The sequence below is a fragment of the Aquirufa sp. genome (assembly GCF_044342065.1).
Lineage (GTDB): Bacteria > Bacteroidota > Bacteroidia > Cytophagales > Spirosomataceae > Aquirufa.
Genome location: NZ_JBIIQN010000017.1, coordinates 16,250 through 38,186, shown reverse-complemented (window position 1 = coordinate 38,186; position 21,937 = coordinate 16,250). Strand labels below are relative to the sequence as shown.

The 21,937-nt window shown below is 42.6% G+C and carries 17 protein-coding genes; 4 read left to right on the top strand and 13 right to left on the bottom strand.

Translation table 11 applies throughout. The features are described from left to right. Positions 1-79 precede the first annotated feature (79 nt). Complete coding sequence (gene rnr, locus ACIQZ2_RS07585; protein ID WP_395768249.1) at positions 80-2,320, top strand: ribonuclease R; 2,241 nt, start codon at positions 80-82, stop codon at positions 2,318-2,320. A 36-nt stretch (positions 2,321-2,356) separates the two neighbouring features. Here rnr and ACIQZ2_RS07580 read toward each other — a convergent pair whose 3' ends face one another. Next, the gene (locus tag ACIQZ2_RS07580; RefSeq protein WP_395768248.1) at positions 2,357-2,731 is read right to left on the bottom strand and encodes a hypothetical protein; all 375 of its coding nucleotides are present in this window, start codon (positions 2,729-2,731) and stop codon (positions 2,357-2,359) included. A 63-nt stretch (positions 2,732-2,794) separates the two neighbouring features. On the opposite strand from ACIQZ2_RS07580, the gene ACIQZ2_RS07575 reads away from it, so the two are divergent. Continuing rightward, positions 2,795-3,889, top strand: coding sequence for a glycerate kinase (locus tag ACIQZ2_RS07575; RefSeq protein ID WP_395768247.1), 1,095 nt, complete (start codon positions 2,795-2,797; stop codon positions 3,887-3,889). On the opposite strand, the gene ACIQZ2_RS07570 is transcribed toward ACIQZ2_RS07575, so the two are convergent. The 3 genes from ACIQZ2_RS07570 to ggt all read right to left on the bottom strand — a co-directional run bounded on the left by ACIQZ2_RS07570 (position 3,884) and on the right by ggt (position 7,891). After that, positions 3,884-5,029 carry a methionine aminotransferase gene (locus ACIQZ2_RS07570; RefSeq protein ID WP_395768246.1) on the bottom strand — a complete coding sequence of 382 codons (1,146 nt, stop codon included), beginning with the start codon at positions 5,027-5,029 and terminating at the stop codon, positions 3,884-3,886. The two genes, ACIQZ2_RS07575 and ACIQZ2_RS07570, sit on opposite strands and share 6 nt — an antisense overlap. 3 nt (positions 5,030-5,032) lie before the next feature. Next, positions 5,033-6,106 (bottom strand): N-acetylglucosamine-6-phosphate deacetylase, encoded by a 1,074-nt coding sequence (nagA, locus tag ACIQZ2_RS07565; protein WP_395768245.1) that lies wholly within the window; start codon positions 6,104-6,106, stop codon positions 5,033-5,035. A 96-nt stretch (positions 6,107-6,202) separates the two neighbouring features. Further along, entirely contained in the window at positions 6,203-7,891 is a 1,689-nt protein-coding gene (gene ggt, locus ACIQZ2_RS07560) for a gamma-glutamyltransferase (RefSeq protein ID WP_395768244.1), read from the bottom strand. Between the two features lie 129 nt (positions 7,892-8,020). Here ggt and ACIQZ2_RS07555 point away from each other — a divergent pair, with 129 nt between their 5' ends. After that, entirely contained in the window at positions 8,021-8,236 is a 216-nt protein-coding gene (locus ACIQZ2_RS07555) for a PLDc N-terminal domain-containing protein (RefSeq protein ID WP_395768243.1), read from the top strand. Positions 8,237-8,312: 76 nt separating this feature from the next. Here the strand turns inward: ACIQZ2_RS07555 and ACIQZ2_RS07550 are convergent, their stop codons facing one another. The 7 genes from ACIQZ2_RS07550 to rpsA all read right to left on the bottom strand — a co-directional run bounded on the left by ACIQZ2_RS07550 (position 8,313) and on the right by rpsA (position 18,943). Continuing rightward, positions 8,313-11,684: an efflux RND transporter permease subunit gene (locus tag ACIQZ2_RS07550; RefSeq protein WP_395768263.1), complete on the bottom strand. Its 3,372-nt coding sequence runs from the start codon at positions 11,682-11,684 to the stop codon at positions 8,313-8,315. Between the two features lie 64 nt (positions 11,685-11,748). Further along, on the bottom strand, positions 11,749-12,861 hold the full coding sequence (locus ACIQZ2_RS07545) for an efflux RND transporter periplasmic adaptor subunit (protein ID WP_395768242.1): 1,113 nt from the start codon (positions 12,859-12,861) through the stop codon (positions 11,749-11,751). A gap of 2 nt (positions 12,862-12,863) precedes the next feature. Beyond that, positions 12,864-14,210, bottom strand: coding sequence for a TolC family protein (locus ACIQZ2_RS07540; RefSeq protein WP_395768241.1), 1,347 nt, complete (start codon positions 14,208-14,210; stop codon positions 12,864-12,866). Beyond that, positions 14,207-14,812, bottom strand: a complete 606-nt coding sequence (locus ACIQZ2_RS07535; protein WP_395768240.1) for a TetR/AcrR family transcriptional regulator — start codon at positions 14,810-14,812, stop codon at positions 14,207-14,209. The genes ACIQZ2_RS07540 and ACIQZ2_RS07535 overlap by 4 nt, the downstream gene beginning before the upstream one ends. A 102-nt stretch (positions 14,813-14,914) precedes the next feature. Next, positions 14,915-15,421, bottom strand: coding sequence for a phosphoheptose isomerase (locus tag ACIQZ2_RS07530; RefSeq protein ID WP_395768239.1), 507 nt, complete (start codon positions 15,419-15,421; stop codon positions 14,915-14,917). A gap of 75 nt (positions 15,422-15,496) precedes the next feature. After that, complete coding sequence (locus ACIQZ2_RS07525; protein WP_395768238.1) at positions 15,497-16,930, bottom strand: Gfo/Idh/MocA family protein; 1,434 nt, start codon at positions 16,928-16,930, stop codon at positions 15,497-15,499. Positions 16,931-17,122: 192 nt separating this feature from the next. Beyond that, a complete protein-coding gene (gene rpsA / locus ACIQZ2_RS07520; RefSeq protein WP_395768237.1) occupies positions 17,123-18,943 on the bottom strand; it encodes a 30S ribosomal protein S1 in 1,821 nt (606 codons plus the stop codon). Positions 18,944-19,090: 147 nt separating this feature from the next. On the opposite strand from rpsA, the gene ACIQZ2_RS07515 reads away from it, so the two are divergent. Then, positions 19,091-20,230 (top strand): aldose epimerase family protein, encoded by a 1,140-nt coding sequence (locus tag ACIQZ2_RS07515; RefSeq protein ID WP_395768236.1) that lies wholly within the window; start codon positions 19,091-19,093, stop codon positions 20,228-20,230. Between the two features lie 19 nt (positions 20,231-20,249). Here the strand turns inward: ACIQZ2_RS07515 and mazG are convergent, their stop codons facing one another. Further along, positions 20,250-21,047: a nucleoside triphosphate pyrophosphohydrolase gene (gene mazG, locus ACIQZ2_RS07510; protein WP_395768235.1), complete on the bottom strand. Its 798-nt coding sequence runs from the start codon at positions 21,045-21,047 to the stop codon at positions 20,250-20,252. A gap of 2 nt (positions 21,048-21,049) precedes the next feature. Further along, entirely contained in the window at positions 21,050-21,901 is an 852-nt protein-coding gene (locus ACIQZ2_RS07505) for a family 16 glycosylhydrolase (RefSeq protein ID WP_395768234.1), read from the bottom strand. Positions 21,902-21,937 lie beyond the last annotated feature (36 nt).

The window sequence follows — 21,937 nt, the reverse complement described above, 5'->3', positions numbered from 1 at the left end:
AAGATACAAATAAGGTTTTAAGATTTGAAACGCTGTGAAGGTTATGTACCTTGCGGTCTAATATTATAAATACAAGGGTATGAACCCCAAAGAAGAACGATTTTTAAAAGGCATTCAGCTTGAGTTATTGGATTTTTTCGAATTAAATGACTACCGCTCCTATTCTTTAAATCAAATACATAAAGCTTTTGCGATCCGCGATCGAAAAACCAAAGAAATATACGGTGATGCACTTACGCGCTTAGCCAATGAAGGACGATTAATACGCCATGAAGATGGAAATTATCGATATGATAATGAATCATTTGTTGTAGAGGGGCGTGTAGATCATGTAAACTCTCGCTTTGCATTTGTGATAGTGGAGGGCGAAGGAAAAGATATTTGGATAGCCTCGGGTGATCTTATGAATGCCAAAGATGGTGATCGAGTTCGCGTTCAAGCGCGTAAACCCTCCGAAAAGAAGAAGAATGATCGCCCTGAAGGTGAAGTTATTGAAATAGTAGAACGTGGTTCAAGCGAAGTGGTGGGCGTGATTCAAGTGACTCCCCATTATGCATTTTTGATACCTGATTCCAAGAAAATTTACGAAGATATATACGTGCCTCGAACAGAGGTTATGGGAGCTAATCACCTTGATAAGGTGATTGTAGAGGTAACTCGCTGGGGAACCCCAGGTAAAAAAGCAGAAGGCCGCGTAGTTAAAGTACTCGGAAAGGCAGGCGAAAACGAGACAGAAATGCACTCCATTTTAGCGGAGTTTGGTTTACCTTATGAATTCCCTACTGAGGTCGAAAACATGGCGGCGTCGATTAATACCACGATTCCAAAGGAAGAAATCAAAAAACGCCGCGATATGCGGAAGGTATTGAGTTTCACGATTGACCCGGTAGATGCAAAAGATTTTGATGATGCTTTAAGTTATGAAGTTCTAAAAAACGGCAATTTAGAAATAGGTGTTCATATCGCCGATGTCTCTTACTATGTGAAGCCGGGCAGCTTATTGGATCAAGAAGCATATAAGCGTGCGACTTCCGTCTATTTAGTAGATCGGGTCGTACCGATGTTACCAGAAAAATTATCCAATGGCTTGTGTTCATTACGTCCTAATGAAGATAAATTAACATTTTCCGCAGTATTTGAATTTGATTCCAATGGTGTCATTGTCAAAGAATGGTTTGGAAGAACGGTTATCCATTCAGACCGTCGTTTTGCCTATGAGCAAGCGCAAGAATTGATTGAAGAAACGGACGAAGAAACGGACACTTATGTGCCAATTATCAAGTCCTTAAATCAACTCGCACATAAATTACGTGATGCCCGTTTTGCCCATGGCTCCGTGAATTTTGAAACGGCTGAAGTTCGTTTTGAATTGGATGCGGATGGCAAGCCGATAGCGGTTCACCCACGAATACGCAAAGATGCGCATAAGTTGATTGAGGAGTTTATGTTATTGGCCAACAAACGTGTTGCCACTTATGTTCACGATCTTAAGCAAACAGATCCGCGCAATACCATGGTTTATCGGGTACACGAAGCACCGGATCCTGAAAAATTGCGCGTATTCTCAACATTTGCCAAGAAATTCGGATACCAAGTAACGACAGAGCCTAAGCAGGTTAGTAAATCATTCAATGCTTTGATGGAATCTATCGAAGGGAAAGGTGAAGAACATGTGCTTCAAAGTTTAGCCGTGCGGACGATGTCGAAAGCGCGGTATAGTACGGATGCGATTGGCCACTTTGGTTTGGCATTCCCTTTCTATTCTCACTTTACGAGCCCGATTCGTCGGTACCCAGATGTAATGACACATCGGTTATTGCAACATTATTTGGATGGTGGAGCTTCTCCGGATCGCGCACCATTGGAAATCCAATGTAAACATTCATCAGATCGCGAGAAATTAGCGGCAGATGCCGAGCGAGCTTCGATCAAGTACAAGCAAGTGGAATACATGAGTTTACATGAGCCACAAGTCTTCGATGGCATCATTACGGGTGTAACTGAATTTGGTCTATTTGTTGAAATCGGCGATACATCTTGCGAGGGATTGGTTCGCATGGTGGACCTGAATGACGATTTTTATGATTTAGATAAGGATAATTATCGCATCGTAGGTAAGTCAAATGGACGCGTATTTACGTTTGGTGATGCGGTAAAGGTCAAAGTGCGTGATACGAATTTGGCTAAAAGAACCATCGATTTGGAAATGGTAGGAATGCGGGGTGCGGGAGCTTATGCAAATAACCGATCGCGCAAACGCGATATGCCACGAGGCGCGCGTAGTTCAAAAGTTATTCCGAGAGGAAAACGAAGAAGATAAGTTGAAAAGGCCCTCAATGATAATGGAGGGCTTTTTTTATAGGGGAATACCCGCCTGGAAAGTCACCTCCGTTGCGATGCCCATAGCACTAAAACGGAATGCAATCGACTTGGCCTGCGAAGCTTTTTGATCACAATGAGGTCCCGGCTCCAAGAAATAAATATAATATTCTTGATTACGATCGGCCAATTGCTGAATATCGGGTTTGCCCAAAATATCCTCCATGTTGTTTGAAGTTGTACCACGCAATTCCATTTTATTCGCTTTCAACCAGGCTACTTGCTTGATTCGCTGACTTGAACAACCCCCACGATCTTGTTTAAATGCCTCCGCATCAAAACCCTTCAAATCCGGCTGATGGGTGCAGTTGGCGAACAAAAAGAAACTTAAGATAATAACAAGATATTTCATGGGTCAGCGTTAGCATCACAAAAGTAAAGAATTGTCCGTAAATTGAGCCATTAAAATTCACAGGTGAACATATTAATCTGCCCCGATAAATTCAAAGGATCATTAAGTGCCCAACAGGCAGCAGAGGCGCTTGCAACAGGTATTTTAAACAAGCGTAAAAAATCGAGTATTCAATGCATTCCATTAGCTGATGGCGGGGAAGGAACACTCGAAGTGGTACAGCAAATGCATGGAGGGGAGTGGGTTTCGGTTCAAGTAAATGACCCCTTATTTCGAACCATCGAGGCCAGCTATTTATGGTTGGCCGATCAAAAAACAGCCTATATTGAAATGGCACGGGCTTCCGGCTTAGGTCTTTTATTGAAAAAGGAGCAAAATCCGCTAATAACCACTACGTTCGGAACGGGGGAATTGATCCGACATGCGGCTGAGGCGGGAGCTACAACCATCGTATTGACAATCGGTGGATCTGCGACAAATGATGCGGGAATCGGGATGGCAGCGGCCTTGGGGTATTCTTTTTTAGACGCCACGGGTGCCGTGCTTGAGCCCATCGGGGAAAACCTCTCGCTTATTTCTGAGATCAAGGGTACCAAGCCCTATCCTGCTATCCAATTCATCGTATTGAGTGATGTTGCGAATCCTTTATATGGACCGGATGGAGCAGCGTATGTTTACGCGAAGCAAAAAGGAGCAAACTTAAAATCAATTAAACAATTAGACAATGGTCTAATTAATATAGCCAAATGGCTTCCAGCTGCTATGCCAGGCGCAGGTGCTGCGGGCGGTTTAGGTGCGGGCGCGGTATATTTTTTAGGTGCACGTCTGGAGCCTGGTGCGGAATGGTTGTTGAACAAGATTCACATAGATCGGGCGATTCGAAAGGCCGATTTTATTATTACCGGAGAGGGTAAGATAGACCAGCAAAGCTGGTCGGGAAAATTGATTTCCAATGTCATCGCCCGGACCGACAAGCAATTAAAACAGTCCATATTAGTTTGTGGGGTTTTTGAGGATTCAGACAAAATACCTTTATTTCTGGACCCTCGCGATGTTTATAGCATTACCAATGTTGCCACTAGTTCAAAAGATGCCATGGAAAATGCGTCAAAACACTTGATTCAAATAGGCGAAGCAATCGCCTTAAAATACTTATAATTTAGCGATTCTTTGCGCGGCTTCTTCGAGCATATCGTCATTTTTGGCAAAGCAAAAACGCAAAATACGGTCGTTCGGTGGAGTTTCATAAAATACAGAAACGGGAATCGAGGCAACCTTCAGCTCCTTGGTTAGGCGTACGGCTAAATCCACATCAGGCTCTGAACTAATTTCTGAATAATCTAAACATTGAAAAAAACTTCCATGGGATGGAAGAATTTTCCAACGCGTATCTTGAAAAAACGAGGCAAATAGGTCGCGCTTTTTTTGGTAAAAATCAGATAGCCCCAGGTAGTGCGCAGGTGTTTTTAGGTAATCAGCTAATGCATATTGCAAGGGGGTTGCACTCGAAAAAGTGACCCATTGGTGTAATTTGCGAAACTCAGATGTAAGGTATTCTCGGGCTAGGCAATAGCCCATTTTCCAACCGGTAATGTGGTAGGTTTTCCCAAAAGAGCCACAGACGAAGCTTCTTTTACGCAATTCCGGGTGCAATAAGACAGAGGCGTGTTGGGCACCATCAAAGACAATGTGCTCATAAACTTCATCTGAAACAATCAAGATATTCGTTCCTTTGACAACTTCAGCGAATGCATCTAAATCCTCCATGGACCAAACCGAACCCGTAGGATTATGTGGCGTATTGACCATAATCGCGCGGGTTTTAGGAGTAATCGCGCGGGCGAGATCCTCCCAATCGATGCGAAATCCGGTAGCCGCATGCAGCGGAATATGTACAGGGATACCCCCTGCCAAGCGCACGATAGGATCGTACGCATCGTAGGATGGATCAAACATAATCACCTCATCCCCGGTTGATACGCAACAGTGAATCGCCGCAAAAAGTGCTTCAGTTGCCCCTGAAACAACGGTTACCTCGGTATTTGCGTCTAACTCAATGTCGTAAAATGCACGTGTTTTGTCCGCGATGCTATGTCTGAGGGCGGGAACACCGGCCATGGGGGCATACTGATTATGGCCTTTGGCATAAAACTTGAGAAGCTCTTGAAGTTCGTCTGAGCAATCAAAACCAGGAAAACCTTGGGATAGGTTTAAGGCTCCTTCATCCAAAGCGAGTTGGGACATTTTCGTAAAAATGGTCGTTTGGACCTGAGGCTGTTTGGAAGGGAAATGAATCATAACTTAATTTATCAAAGCTTCCCCATCATACCAAACTTGCACAACCTCGAGCGCTGAATTCATTTGGACAAAACAGGCTCTTTTGCCGACCTCAATACTACCTAAATCTGACAAATTTGCCACTTCAGCTGGATAAACCGTCGCCATTCGAATGGCTTCTTCAATGGATATATCCGCCATATTTACACAATTTCGAATCGCCTCATCCATCGTTAATGCAGAACCTGAAAGTACGCCTGCCTCATTCGTGAATCGAGCTCCGGTTTTGGTAAACACGTAAGGCCCTGATTCATCATGCGTCACGGCATCTGTAATTAAAAAAAGTTTATCTCCTTTTAATTGCTTTGCCAATCGCAAAGATTCAAAATCACAATGTAAGCCATCCGCGATAATGCTCGTCCAAGCGTCTGAACGAAAACTAGCTCCGACTAAACCTAAAGAACGACTTTGCCATTGGGACATGGCGTTAAACAAATGAGTAATGCGTGAAATTCCGGCTTCTTTGGCCTGCTCAAAAGTTGTATCCGAATGACCCATCGAACACATAATGTCACTTTGTTTCAATAGATTCAAAACATCTGGTGTAAACATCTCAGGAGCAATGGTCATGTAGGTAGGCAGACCTTGGCAGCGTTCGATAATCTCTTGTACAAATTCATAGGTGGGCGCTTGTACAAATGCTTCCGTATGCGCACCACGTTTAATTGGGTTAAAAAAAGGTCCTTCCAAATGTAATCCTACCAAACCCTTGCCTCTATATGATTTACATGCATCGATGGCATCCCACATCGCTTGTTTAGGCGAGCAGTTCAAGGTTATTTGAAAAGCGACAGTCCCTGATTTAGCATGTTCATCAAAGGTGGCTTGAATCGCTTCCGAGGTCTGGTGATTCGAAAAAAGTATTCCCCCGCCGCCGTAAACTTGTAGGTCGATGAAGCCTGGAACCAGGAAGCCTTCCGCGATTCCTCCATCTGCATTTTGCATGGAAACAATACGGCCATCCACGATGGAAATTGCTTGATTTTCCAACCACGCTTGTCCCGTGAATACCTTTTTAAATATCAGTTTTTTAGTCATTATTGTCATTTATCACTTGTACCTTTGGCAAACCTTGGAGGATTGCCAAAGGTAAGGTGGACCAAATAGATGGAGGACCCCAATGGTATGGGAAGATTAGTACCCGGCAGCTTGTCCGTCTTTCCGCGACTCCGTCGCACCGAAATAAACTTTGCGGACAGGATCCCATCGAATACACTGATACCCACCATAAATTCCATTCATGTAACCTACTTGGTGCCCCTTCTGTAATAACTCGCGAATGACCTCATACGGATAGCCATGTTCCAACGTGATCATGCCACCCGTAGCTTCCATCTTCTCCCCTGTAGGCTCTGAAGAACCCTCATGATTCATCCGTGGAAAATCTCCTGCCTCCTGTACATTCATCCCAAAATCCACTACATTCATGACAATCTGCACGTGGCCCATAGGCTGATAAGCGCCACCCATCACACCAAAACTCATAACCGGTTGGCCATCTTTCGTCATAAAGGCCGGAATAATGGTTTGAAAAGGTCTTTTTCCCGGGGCATAGGTATTGTTTTCCCCCTCTTTTAAATTATATAATTCACCTCGATCTTGGAACATAAACCCTAAACCATCGGGCATCATACCCGAACCAAAACCACGATAATTGCTCTGAATCAAAGAAACCATATTGCCATCTTTGTCAGCAACCGTTAAATAAATAGTGTCACCCTCCTTTAAAGCAGGATTTCCTGCTTCGTAATGACGGCCCGCACGATTCGGATTAATCAATGCCCGGCGTTTCGCACCGTATTCTTCTGAAATAAGTTCAGCTACTGGTATTTTAGCAAACTCCGGATCCGCATAATATTTTGCTCGGTCTTCAAAAGCCAGTTTTTTGGCCTCTGTAAATAAGTGTACGTGCTCTGCAGAACCCAACTTAATTTTTGAAAAATCATAGCCTTCTAAAATTGTCAACATCTGCAAGGCAGCTATCCCTTGGCTATTTGGTGGCAACTCCCACACATCATATCCACGGTAATTCACAGAAACTGGCTCTACCCATGTAGATGTATGTGTCGCCAAATCATCGTAACTCAAGTAACCTCCATTCTTTTTCATGAAGGCATCCATCGTCCGCGCCATATCGCCTTTGTAAAAAGCATCCCGACCTTCCCGACCAATTTTTTCAAGCGTATTTGCCAAATTTGGATTTTTGAAAATATCACCTTCCACAGGCGCTTTCCCATTTGGATAATAATGCTGCGCCACATTCGGGAACTTCCCATAATTTGCCTCCACACGCGTTAACGCTGATGCAAATTCTCCGTGTACAGGGAAGCCGTTCCGTGCATATGAAACTGCCGAATTCAACACCTTATTCATCGGCATCGAACCGAATCTTTTATGCAACTCAAACCACGCATCTACCGCGCCGGGTACCGAAACAGGTAAAGGACCCAAGGATGGAATGTGCGTCAACCCACGCTTTTTAAACTCGGCCAAGGTCAATGATTTAGGCGAACGACCTGAACCATTTAACCCATAAAGCTTTTTTGTTTTAGCATCCCATACGATGGCAAACAAATCCCCTCCAATCCCATTTACATGTGGTTCCACCACACCTTCCATCGCATTCGCCGCAATCGCGGCGTCAATAGCATTTCCGCCTGCTTTTAATACGTCTAAGGCAGCTTGTGTCGACAAGGGGTGTGATGTTGCTGCCATCCCGTTTTGGGCCATCACCTGCGAACGCGTTGCCCACAACTTGCCATATGTACGATCTTGTGCATACCCAAGAAAGGGCAATAAGAATAATAGTACTAGTTTTTTCATTTTGCTGATTTTGAAAGGGTAAATTAATGTTTCATTCACTGAAATACAATCAAGTTTTAAATTAGTCAAAAATAGAATAACACAAATGTGGGTCTGCAGGTAACTTCCCACTATTAACAAAAAATACAAATGACATTTCTAAGCCCAAAATCTGCCGAGCTATTTCAAGGAATTTCTTGGTTCATTTCAATAATCTACATACTTCTCATCATTCGCACCATTTTACAAATTAGCAGAGATGGCCAAAAATCCACAGTAGAAAAATTGATTAGCATTATTTTCATCATTCTCTTCCCTGTATTGGGACTTATACTTTATTATTTATTTCAAAAAAATCGCAGATAAAAACTGTCAACACTTTCAACAAAAAACCCCCGAACATTGTTCGAGGGCTTTCGCAATCTAGTTGAACCACCAAAAATTAAACTCTATTTGGAAAAAATTTCTGCTTAATTCGCTCCGAGATATAATACATACATGGAACTATTACGAGCGTCAACACCGTTGAAAACGTCAATCCGAAGATAATCGTCCAAGCCAAAATTCCCCAGAAATCTGCCGACTCCGAACCAAAGAAAATATGTGGATTCAATTCCGTAAACATCGCCACGAAATCAATACTCAAGCCTACAGCTAACGGAATTAATCCTAATACAGCCGCCGAAGCAGTCAACAATACAGGCGTCAAACGAATTCCACCCCCTTCAATAATCGCTTCCTTCAAATCATAGCCACGCTTGAAACGCAACTCCTCAATGAATTCGATCAACAAAATACCGTTTTTCACAACGATACCCGCCAAGGCAATGATACCCACACCCGACATAATCACGGAAAAGGTCATTCCAAAGGCCATAAAACCTAAGAACACCCCAATCAAAGACAACAAGATTGTTGCAAAAATAATGAAGGGTTTTACCGCTGAATTAAACTGCGTAGCCAAAATCAGGTAAATCAATACCAAGGCCGACAAAAATGCAATACCCAAAAATTCGCCCGACTCCTTTTGCTGCTCTTGTTCCCCACCCATACGGATTTTATATCCCTGCGGCATATCAATCGTTTCAAACAATTGCTCTAATTCACCTACGATCTCATTCGCATTATACCCCTGAACCACATCGGAGCCCAAAGTAACCACACGCTCCTGATTTTTCCGGTTAATCTGGCTAAATGATGTCGCATAATGAATATCCGCGATGGAATTCAAAGGTACTTGACGCAAAGCCCCGCCCATGTTCATATCACGATAGGTAACATTCATCGACAATAATTTTTCAATTTGATTACGAGAATCCCCTTTCAAACGCAATTGAATCGGATATTCATCCTTTAAATCGCGGTATTTCGAAATTTCAGAACCAAATAATCCCGTACGAACCGCCATCGCAACTTGTGCAGATGATATCCCTTCGCGGCTCGCTTTTTCACGATTCACGTCGATGATAATTTCAGGTTTGTTTGTTACTAAATCCGATTTGAGCTCTTGAATCCCCTGAATTCCTGACTTCCGAATCTCTTTGCGCACTTTTTGCTCCAAGTCTTGAAGTACAACAAAATCATCCCCAGCGATTTCAATTGAGATTGGCTTACCCGTAGGTGGGCCATTATTCTCCCGTTCAATTGCCATTTCCACGCTTGGAATAGGATTTTCAAAGAATTCTTTCTGCAACTTCTCCAACAAGGCCGCTGAAACGACCCCATTTCGCTCTTGTTTAGGAACAAAAGCAATAGTCACTTTACTTTTATGCGGCGTCGCCCCTCGGTCCGGCTGCATCGGATCTCCCGCATTTTTACCCACATTTGAGATAATCGAGTTAATGGCTTTTCCTGCATTTTCCTTTTTGATAAAGGCAAATACTCGTTGCTCTACAACCTTCGTTACCGAATCCGTTACTTTCGAATCAGTACCAATTGGCATTTTTGAATAGATGTAAATATAATCTGGATCAGAAGATGGAAAGAAAATTACTTTCGGCTTCACAATCCCCAACAATACAATAGTCAACACCAATAAGCCAAATGCCCCTATTGTTGCATAAACGGACCGACGTCCAATCAATACCCAAGAAATGACACGACGATACCCATTTTTGAATGCAGGCAACGATTTTTCTTGGAACGGAACCACCCATTTAGGCGTCACAATAAAGTGATTGAAAACATACAAGACTAATGCCAAAAGACCAAAGTTTCCAAATCCAAAGTGACCTAAACCAAATCCAATGACATAGCCAAAAATAGTTAAGCTCAAAAGAATAAAGACCGTCCGACGAATATCTGCAAACTTAGGCTCCTTGACATCATTGACTTCTTCATCATGGCGCTTCATAAATGAAACCGCAAATACCGGGTTCATCACATACGCCACAAAAAGTGAAGCAAAAAGCGTAATAATTAGCGTTATAGGTAAGAACTTCATAAACTCTCCCACAATGCCTGGCCAAAATAACAAAGGCAAGAATGGTGAAATAGTTGTCAAGGTTCCCGTTAGTACCGGAATAAATACTTCTGATGCCGCCAACTTCACCGCTTCGGTTATCGATAGTTTCTTAAAATTATTGAACAACCGGTGGGCATTCTCGATTACCACAATGGCGTCATCCACCACGATTCCCAATCCTAACAGGAAGGCAAACAATACGATGGTATTCAAAGTAAAGTCTAAGCCTGGCATGAACAAGAAAGTCAACAATGCTGATAAGGGAACTGAAAGGCCCACAAATGCCGCATCACGTACACCCATGAAGAACATCAAGACCACAACCACGAAGATAAATCCAAGGATAACGGTATTAATCAAATCCGCTAAGTCACCACGTGTACGATCCGACTGGTCTGCTGTAATCGATACCACCAACCCTGCTGGAAAACGATCCTCCCGAAATTCTTCAATGGTCTTTTCGATACGGTCCGCTGCATTAATTAGATTTGCACCACTTCGCTTGATGACGTTCAACGTAATTACCGACTTCTTATCCAAACGAGCAAAATCCTGCTTCTCTTCAAATCCATCACGTACATCTGCCACATCTTTTAATCGAACACGAGCGCCTGTAGATGAACCTACCATCAAGTTGGCGAGTTGATCCACCGACTTAAATTCCCCCACAACACGCAGCGAACGACGAACGCCATTCACCTCCAAATCACCCCCAGAAATATTCACGTTCTCGCCTTGAACAGCAGATTGAATATCATAAAATGTCAAGCCATAACTCTGCATTTTATACAAATCTAAGTTCACTTGAATTTCACGCTTTAAGGCACCAACAATATCCACACGGGTAATTTCAGGCATGCCTTCAATTTCGTCCTGTAAATCTTCAGCGTATTTTTTCAACTTATCCAACGGATAATCCCCTGCAATGTTGATGTTCATAATCGGAAATTCCGAGAAATTTACCTCAGCAACTGCTGGATCACGCGTTAAATCTTTTGGTAAGTCATTACTCGCTTTATCAACTGCATCTTGGACACGCTGCTTGGCAACGGGAACCGATACATCTGTATTAAACTCAACAATGATTACTGATATATCCTGCAAAGCATTCGATTTCACGCTTTTGACGCCTGTAATTGACTTCAATTGCTTCTCAATCGGCTTATTGATGGTATTCTCAATGTCTGCTGGAGTTGTCCCTGCATAAACCGTTTGAACAACCATTTGCGGGACTACGATATCCGGGAATTGCTCTTTTGGTAAACTTGAGTAAATCCCCAAACCCGCAATAAAAATAATAAACGTAAAAATGTAAACAGTTGTACGGTTTTGGCCCAACCAGCCTACCATATTATAAATCAAGCCTTTCCCCTCGGGCAGTTGCTCGTTCTTTAAATTCTTCTCCATGGATGATTTAGAATGATATAGCTTGTCCGTCTACTAAATCTTGGTAGCCTTGGGTAATAATTAAATCACCTGCTTGTAATCCAGTAGCGATTTCTGCTTGCCCATTATAAGTTAAACCAATTGTAATCACGCGGGCCTTCGCTACCTTCTTGCCATTTTCTGTGACAGCAACATATACCAAATTCCCTTTTTCTGTTTTTTGAATCATATTCTCATCTACTACCAAAGCATTCGCTTTCGATAAATCGTTGATATTAATGACGGCTAATTGATTTGGCTTTAAATCACCACCTGCATTTGGGATTCGAGCTTCAATATCAAACGTACGAGTCAATGGATTAACCATTTTAGAAACCAATGAAATACGTGCTGTGATTTCTTTGTTGATATCAGGGAATTTGATGTTGATAGGGTCCCCCAACTTCACTGAACCTACATAGGAGTCAGCAATTTTCGCTGAAATTTTCAAGTTACCCAAGTTCACAAGTTGAACGATAGGCATACCTGGAGCAGCCATTTCACCTGCTTTTTGACGCACCATTTCAATCGTTCCTGAGATAGGGGCCACAACACGTGACATGCCCAACTGAGCTCGTAAGGTAACCAAGCGCTTCTCTAACGATTCTTTGTTTGATTTAGCACTTAAGAATTGAACTTCTGTACCAATTTGTTGGTCCCAAAGGGTCTTTTGCTTATCATACAAAGTCTTTGCTAGCTCCAATTGATGTTTCACTTCTTCCATGGATTCCTTCAAGATGCTATTATCCAAAGTAGCTATCAATTGCCCCTTAGAAACTTGTTGGCCCGCCACCACAGGCAACGACACAATCATACCGCCTGTTTGAGGGCTAACCATTACGGTATTCTCAGCAACCACATTTCCTTGGGCTTCCACAAAATGTTTGAAAGCTGATGGTGCGATTGGGCTTACTGTTACAGCAATAACTTTCGATGAAGCTGTTTCTATGCTCGTGCCTAATTCTTTTTCTAGGGCAGCAATTTTGGCATTGATTTCTTTGGCCTCTGCCTTCAAGCTTGCCAATTCTGTTTTTTTGTCGGCCGACTTATTGCATGCTGCTAATAAGGTAAGGGCACTTAGGAGGATGGTTATTTTTTTCATGATTATTGTTCTGAATATAAGGTTCCGTTTGATTTAGCTAACTCTACTTTGGCGATTAATGCATTGTAAAGCGCGGTAAAATAATTTGCTTGTGACTCTTTAATCGATGTCTCAGCGTTTAATACTTCAAGATTTGAGCCTACACCCTGCGTGTATTTTACGCGAGAAACACGTGAAATCTCATTAGCCAGATCCAAGTTGGCCTTCTGCTCTTTCAAAGACTCCAAGGAATTCTTCAAAGAAATAGCCGACTGGGAGCGCTGTAGGTCGATGGATGATTTCAACAAATCGAAACTTTGTCGCACCTTTTGCAAATTGTTTGCCGATTGTATCGACTTATATTTCTTAGAGAATCCGTCAAAAATTGGGATTTGAAGCGAAAAACTGATGGTTGCATTATCAAACCACGGGTTAGACACCAAGTCTCCAAAACTATTTGCTCCCGCGTTGTATCCATAATTAGCTCCGGCAACTAAGCGTGGCATGTAGCCAGCTTTAATACTCTTTAAATCCAACTCCGCTAAATTTTCTTGTGTTTTAAGAATTGAATATTCGATGCGGTTCCCATAATTGAATGGAATATCCTGGTCAACAAGCAAGCTTTGGCTTAATTCAATCTGCTCTAAGGTCTCGCTCAATCGCATAGGCTCCTCCATCGGATAGCCCATTTGGAACTTCAATAAAGAATAACTTAGTTCCTGCAAGCGGTATACGTTTTCTAACTCGGTACGTAGGTTATTCGATTGGACTTCTAAACGTTGCACATCAATTTTTTCAACAAAACCCTGCGCATTTAGTGCTTTCGTTTCCTTCAATAAGGTGTCTAAACGGCCAACATTTAGTTGCAGAATAGACAGGCGCTTTTCGTTTACTAAAATTCCATAATAGGCTTTCATGACATTTTCAGCCACTTGTTGCTTTGATTGGGTTAAAGATTTTACCGATAAATCCTTATAAACTTCAGATGCTTTTAGACCTAGCAAATAGGTGCCATCAAAAAGCAATTGGTTTAAGCTGATACTCGACTGTCCAGAATTCGTCACACCAAATTTAGCTGCAATTAATTCCCCGGGTTTTGCTGTTGGGTTAAATAGGTTAGCCGGGATAAATACACGCTGAAGAATAAGGCTATTGCCATACCCAATACCAGCATTCACTTGTGGCAATCCAATGGCCCGAATTTCATTAATTTTCGCACTTGCATTTTGCAAGTCAATTTGGCTATTTTTCACTTGCACATGATGCAATATCGCATAATCAACAGCTTCTTTGAGGCTGAATGATTGCGCACTTACACTGAGCGAGCTGAGCAAAAATAGACCAGCATAGATTTTTCTTAGGCGGATCATACTTGTTGGTTGTTTTGGTAAGAATTATAAAGCGTTAAACCTTTCTCCGTTAGAATTCCGCGCATGAAAATATCCATGAGCACCATCTGCGTTTCGAAAAGTGATAATTTATTATTGGGATAAAAATCGGGATTAAAGGCGAGGCCCACTTCAGCCATTCGCAGGCGAGCTAAAAGCTCTACATCGATATCTTTGCGAAAATACCCAAACTGAATTCCTTTTTTAAAGTCCGTAATTAAGTGCGCGTGTATTCCATTTTCATTATAATCGCGAAACAATTTATATGCTGCAGGAAAGTATTTCTCTATTTCGAAAAGTAGCCTTGGATTCATCTGAACGAGCATCTCCTTCACCATTTCAAAAGACTTAAACATCTTTTCAACAACGTTGGGGTATTGTTTATCAAGCTCTACCCACTTGATTTCATCCTGTTGGACGAAGCTTTCAACCACCTGCGACACCATAGAATCTTTATCCGGAAAATGTTGATAAATCGTTTTTTTCGAAATCCCTAGCTCTGCAGCAATGGCATCCATCGTAACCGACTTCACGCCGTAACGAAAGAATAATTGAGTTCCTTTTTCTAGAATACGCGATTTCATTTGCTGAACCCATTGGTTGATTGGGCAGCAAAACTATGGAAACTTTTATAGATTACAAAGTTTTCTTGTATTATTTTTAGATAGGCGGTCTGCTATAATTGATTAACGGCCAAAATCATCTTGCAAGCGGACAATATCAGATTCGTCGGAAGGGTGCTTCGAATCGGTATGTTGCCATATCTCGGCAACTACCCCCCATTGCTCTAATCCAATCAAACGATGGCGCTGACCGATTGGCAACCTAATGCATTCGCCTGCTTGATAGGTACCAGGCGCTGGTTGTTCGTCGGTCTCTGAAATAGCAACACCTACGGGGCCATGCACAACAGTCCAGAGTTCAGCACGCCTGAAATGGTATTGCCACGAGAGTCGTTTGTGGGGTGCAACGACTAAGAATTTAGGACTTAACTTTTGGGTGATTTGAATGGCATCCAAGGAAAGATGCGGAAAAAAATGAGCTGCAAATTGCGGAGCTTGATCTTCTTGGAGGACGAAAAAACCACCCCAGGGGCGATCGTGATCTTGGTCAACAATGGTATACCCATGTGCTTGGATAAACGATTCAACTTGGCTAAAAATTTCGATGGGCGTGTTTCCGGTCAATTGCATGTTTGAATATTTTAGTAAAAATAAAAAAAAGACGGGAGAGGGCCCCCGTCTTTTCGATTTAAGCTATAAAACGTATTACATGGTCCAGCCAGTGCGGTACTCACGCTTAACGAATTGGTTCGCTGCTTCGAAGTTGGTAATGCGCATATTCGCTGCATCCCATTCGAGTTGTTGGCGTCCAATGTATTTGGCATTTCTACCTTCACCTTCACGCAACATATACGAACGAATAGCCAAGTTACCCATTAATACAGATTCTGTAAATGGTCCAGCATAATCAAATGGTGAACTAACTTCCATGTTGCCATATCCAGCCTTACAAGCCTCAACCCACTGCGTATTATGACCGCCTGCGCCGCCTACTACACGAGCTAATTTAGGTTTTGGTAACTCGGATTCATCTACACGTTTGCCATTTTTAAATACTTTAGGATACATACCGTAGGTACCGCAGGTCATAATCCCTTTAGTCCCAATTAAGATTACCCCATTTGTACCATCTAAATCGCCGATAATTTCCGTTGCAGGAATTCCTGCAGGATGTGGAGCACGAAGCCCGCCATCAAACCACGTCAATTTCACATTTGATTTATTCTTAGCAGAAGGGCCATAGTTTAATGTTACCATAGAAGATGGAGGACATCCTTCTGGAATCCACTCAGGTACCCAATCGTTTAAGAATACAGACCCAACAGAACATTCAACGTTCAATGCGTCACGAATTCCTAACACTTTGAATGGAGGATCTAATAAGTGACATCCCATATCACCTAAGGCCCCCGTGCCATAATCCCACCAGCCTCTCCACTTAAATGGAATGAATGCCGGATTAAATTCACGATATTTTGCAGGCCCTAGCCACAAATCCCAATCCAACTCTGCAGGTACAGGATGTCCCGCTGCAGGATATGAAATACCTTGTGGCCATACCGGACGATTTGTCCAAACCAATACTTCAGAAACCTTTCCAATCACGCCTCCATCGAACCACTCCATCATTTGGCGAACGCCGTCTCCCGAAGATCCTTGGTTACCCATTTGAGTTACTACTTTCATTTCACGCGCCTTTTCAGTCATCATACGTGCTTCGTAAATGTCATGAGTTAAGGGCTTTTGAACATACACGTGCTTCTTACGACGCATAGCCTCCATGGCTATGGTGGTATGTGTATGATCTGGAGTAGAAACGATAACCGCATCTACCTTGTCTCCTTCGGCATCTAAAGCCTTACGGAAATCACGGTAATAATTCGCATTGGGGAAATCTTTTCGGGATTGAGCCGAGCGACGATCATCCACATCGACAAGGGCAACGATATTTTCTTTTCCCTTATTGAATGAACTCATGATATCACTTTGGCCTTTACCACCAGCGCCGATACCCATAATGTTTAACTTGTCAGAAGGAGCCGTAAAACCCTTTCCTAGTACATGCCGCGGAACAATGTAAAAGCTTCCAGCAGCTAATCCAGCTTTTTTAAGAAAGTCTCTCCGTGAATTATTTCCCATAGTTTAATTGATTTAGTTTGATAAGATGCACACGCAATTTCTGCTTGTTACATCAAGCCCCTAAGTTGACAAATTGCCTCGAAATAAGCAATCAATTTCTTGAAATTTTACCAATCTGCCGGTCAAAAACAGGATAGCATAAAAAAAGGGATTCGTTGCCGAATCCCTTTTAAACCGAAATCTAAAAACAAATTACTCTGCTTTCTTCGATTTCTTCTCTAATTTTTTGATCGCTTGCTCGCGCTCAGCACCTTCCATTTGCTCTTTCAAAGCAGATAAAGCACCGATATCTCCCATTGTCGACTTCTCAGCGGTTACTGTAGCGGTCTTCTCCGTAGTTTTGGTTGCTTTTTTCTTCTCTACTTTTACTTCTTCAACAGGTGCGCCTGAATAGGTACGCGTATGCGAAAGAATAATCTTACGCTCATCTTTGTGGAATTCCGTTACTACGAAATCCAAAGCTTCACCCGCTTCAGCTACTAACTCATCTGCTTTCGTTAATTGCTTTAATTGAGCCAAGCCTTCAATACCGTAAGGTAACTCCAAAGTGGCCATCTTATCATTTTTCGAAATAACAGTTGCTTTATGTACTGAACCTACTGTAAATACACTTTCAAATGTATCCCAAGGATTCTCTTCCAATTGCTTATGACCTAATGCCAAACGACGGTTGTCCGCGTCCAACTCAATCACGATTACATCTAATGCATCCCCTACCTTAACAAACTCCGATGGGTGCTTGATTTTCTTCGTCCAAGACAAATCAGAAACGTGAACCAAACCATCGATTCCCTCTTCTAACTCAAGGAATAAACCAAAGTTAGTCAAGTTACGAACCGTTCCTTTGTGCTTCGTTCCTACTGCATACTTAGACAATAAATCTGTTTTGTTCCAAGGATCTTCAGTCAATTGCTTGATACCTAAAGACATCTTGCGCTCAGAACGATCCAATGTCAACACCACTGCTTCCATTTCATCGCCTACTTTCAAGAAATCTTGTGGGTTACGCAAGTGCTGAGACCATGACATCTCAGAAACGTGGATCAAACCTTCAACGCCTGGCAATACTTCTAAGAAAGCACCGTAATCCGCAACGTTAACGATTTTACCTTTTACTTTAGACCCAACTTCAACCTCAGCAGCTAAAGCTTCCCAAGGATGTGCTTGTAATTGCTTCATACCCAATGAGATACGCTTCTTGTTCTCATCAAAGTCTAATACAACTACTTGGATTTTTTGATCTAATTTCAACACCTCTTGTGGGTGGTTGATACGTCCCCACGAGATATCGGTAATGTGCAATAAACCATCTACACCTCCTAAATCGATGAACACACCGAAGTTAGTCATGTTTTTGATCACACCTTCTAAAACTTGTCCTTTGTCAAGGTTCGTTAAGATTGTTTGGCGTTGTGCCTCCAAATCCTTCTCGATTAATACTTTATGTGATACAACTACGTTGTCATTTGTATGGTTGATTTTAACCACTTTAACTTCCATATTCTTGCCAACAAAAATATCGAAATCACGGATTGGCTTCACGTCAATTTGAGATCCTGGCAAGAATGCCTCGATGCCAAAAATATCTACGATCAAACCACCTTTTGTACGACGTTTTACGAAACCATTGATGATTGTATCTTCTTCCAAAGCTTTCTCGATGTTCGTCCATGCACCCATCACCTTAGCTAACTTACGTGACAAGGTTAATTGTCCGTTTGCGTCTTCTTGGTTCTCGATGTACACTTCAACTTCGTCACCAGCCTTCAAATCCGGCATATCGCGGAATTCAGATGCAGATACTAAACCATCAGATTTGAATCCAATGTTGATAATTACTTCACGGTCTGTTTTGCTCACAACAACCCCTTTCACAACTTCCTTCTCAGTTACCGAGTTTAGAGTAGCCTCAATAGCTGCCTCCATTTGTGCTTTTTGATCCTCTGTGTAGTTACCACCGAATCCTTTTCCTTCAACTAAATCCCAGTCGAAATCTTTTTTAACTTTTGACATATTTGATTGCCCTAGATACATCAACACGCTGGGCTAACGTGCTGAAATTAAGTGAAAAACAATTTTTAAATTGGGGTGCAAAGATAGGAAGAATAATTTTATTTTCAAGCAAATTCTCTAAATTGGAAGTCTAATAACCAATTTGCCATGAAAAAAACAGTTTACAGGCTTGCTACGGCCTTTTTTGCTTGCACCTTTTTTATGGGCATGGCGCAATCTAAATCCCTCAAAACCAATATGTTAATTTCCGAAAAGCCTTTTGGGCAAACCGCTTCACACGAGGCCGTCACCCTGTATACCTTGAAAAATTCACACGGCATGGAAGTGCAAATCATGAATTATGGAGCTATCATCACCAAAATCATGGTCCCCGATAAAAACAATCAAATAGAAGATGTCGTATTGGGTTTCGATACGGTTGAGGAGTATATCAAAGATTCCCCCTATTTTGGCGCTATTGTAGGTCGCTATGGCAACCGCATAGCCGCAGGTAAATTCAGCCTTGATGGGAAAAGCTATACTCTCGCCGCGCAAAATAACGGCCAACACCTTCATGGGGGATTGAAGGGCTTTGATAAAAAAGTTTGGAAAACAGTCTCTCAAAAAGCTGGGAGTCTGACGTTATCCTATTTATCCAAAGACGGCGAAGAAGGGTTTCCCGGAAACTTGGAAATTCAAGTAACGTATACCTTAAATGATGACAATGCTATCGCAATGGATTACGTGGCTAAAACCGACCAAGCTACCATATTGAATATTTGCAATCACTCCTACTTCAACTTGACAGGAAATGTGAAACGCGATGTGCTAGACCATAGTATTCAGCTCAATGCGCCATTTTTTATCCCGGTTGATAAAGTATTAATCCCCACAGGCGAGGTTAAATCTGTCAAAGGTGGCCCTTTTGATTTCACATCCCCAAAGAAAATCGGGCAGGATATTAATGCATCTGAGGAGCAGATCGTTATAGGGGGCGGATACGATCATTGCTATGCCTTCGATAAAGCACCCGGTGCTTTCGGCAAAATTGCGCGCGTAGAAGAGCCTTCCTCAGGCAGGGTCATGGAAGTTTTCACTACCGAACCAGGTGTTCAATTCTACACAGGAAATAATTTGGATGGGCATTTAGTTGGGAAATATGGTGCCAAATATATCAAAAGGTCTGGCTTCTGCTTGGAAACACAGCATTATCCTGATTCGCCGAATAAGCCCAACTTCCCATCAACGGTACTACGACCGGGAGAAACATACACTTCGAAAACGGTTTATCAGTTTTCTGTAAGATAACAATTACTAGCCGCTGGGATTAAACTCCTGGCGGCAGTTTCTTAGCTTCGTTCCAATAGATATCCATCTCTGCAAGCGTCATCTCAGATAAGCTTTTGCCCGTTTCAGCGGCACGCTTTTCTAGGTGTTGGAACCGATAGATAAATTTTCGATTCGTTCGCTCCACTGCGGTCTCGGGATTAATGTCAATAAAGCGCGCAAAGTTCACCAAGCTAAAAATCAAATCCCCTAGCTCGCCTTCAGCCTCCTCTTTTTGCGCAACCGACAACTCTTTACCCACAAAAGTTTCTTTAAATTCACCTATCTCCTCCTCTACCTTCTCCCAAACCTGCTCCTTCTCCTCCCAATCAAATCCCGCACCACGCGCCTTCTCCTGAATCCGCATTGCCTTAACCAAGGCCGGTAAGGATGCCGGAACGCCGCCTAAAACGGATTTATTCCCTTCTTTTAACTTCAGCGACTCCCAATTGGCCTTCACTTCTTCCTCCGTCTCCGCGACCACATCCCCATAAATATGCGGATGCCGTGAAATCAATTTCTCACAAATCCCATGCAACACAGAGGTCACATCAAAATCCCCCGACTCCGAACCAATCTTACTGTAAAATACCAAGTGCAACATCACATCCCCTATTTCCTTGCGAATCTCGGCCATGTCCTTGGAAAGAATGGCATCCGACAACTCATAGGTCTCCTCGATTGTCAAATGCCGCAAAGTATCCATCGTCTGTTTCTTATCCCAGGGACATTTCTCCCGCAAATCATCCATGATGCACAATAATCGGTCAAAGGCCTCTGCCGCCGCTGGATATTTCATGACTAAGGGTTTAATCCGTAGACACGGACGTAATCAATCAAAAATTTATTGGGGAAAATCGTGTCATCAACCCCTTTTTGGCCGCCCCAATTTCCACCAATTGCTAAATTCAACAAGATGTGTTGCTTCTTGTCAAAGGGCCACTCTTCCCATCCGCGTCCTGAATTTTCAAAGGTAAAGTGCAACTTTCCATCGATGTAGGACTTCACATACTGAGGGGTCCACTCCATCGTATAGACATGAAATTCCTTATCGAAATCCTCTAAGCGGGTCGTAGCCGTCTTTTGGGTATTTATCATGTGGTTAAACGCTTTGGTATGAACTGAAAAATGCATCACACCGGGGTTGTATCCCACATGCTCCAAAATATCAATTTCGCCATTATCTGGCCAATAGGCTGAACCATATTCTGACTGGCTGGCCAACATCCATATCGCTGGCCAATTGCCACGGCCTGCTGGAATTTTTGCGCGAACCTCAACTTTTCCGTATAAAAAATCTTGCTTCCCTTTCGTCACGATGCGGGCAGACGAATAACTCCGAGCTCCCATGGGTTCCTTGCGGGCTTCGATGGTCAAAATGCCATTCTCAATATGCGCATTATCTATATCGGCTTGTGTGTAAAACTGTAACTCATTATTTCCCCATCCGGACCCCCCCACATCATAGGACCAAATTTTATCATTTGGCAAGCCCGGTTTATCAAACTCATCTACCCAAATAGGATCCTTAGTAAAGGTATATACTTTGGGAGGAAGTGGAGAGGTTACCTCGGTAGATAAAAACGGTTTTGGCGCTTCTTTGGATGCGCAGCCGAAAAGAGCAATCCCTACTAGGGCAAGGTTTTTGATCATGTATTGAAAAATTTACCCCCAAAAATAACCCGATTC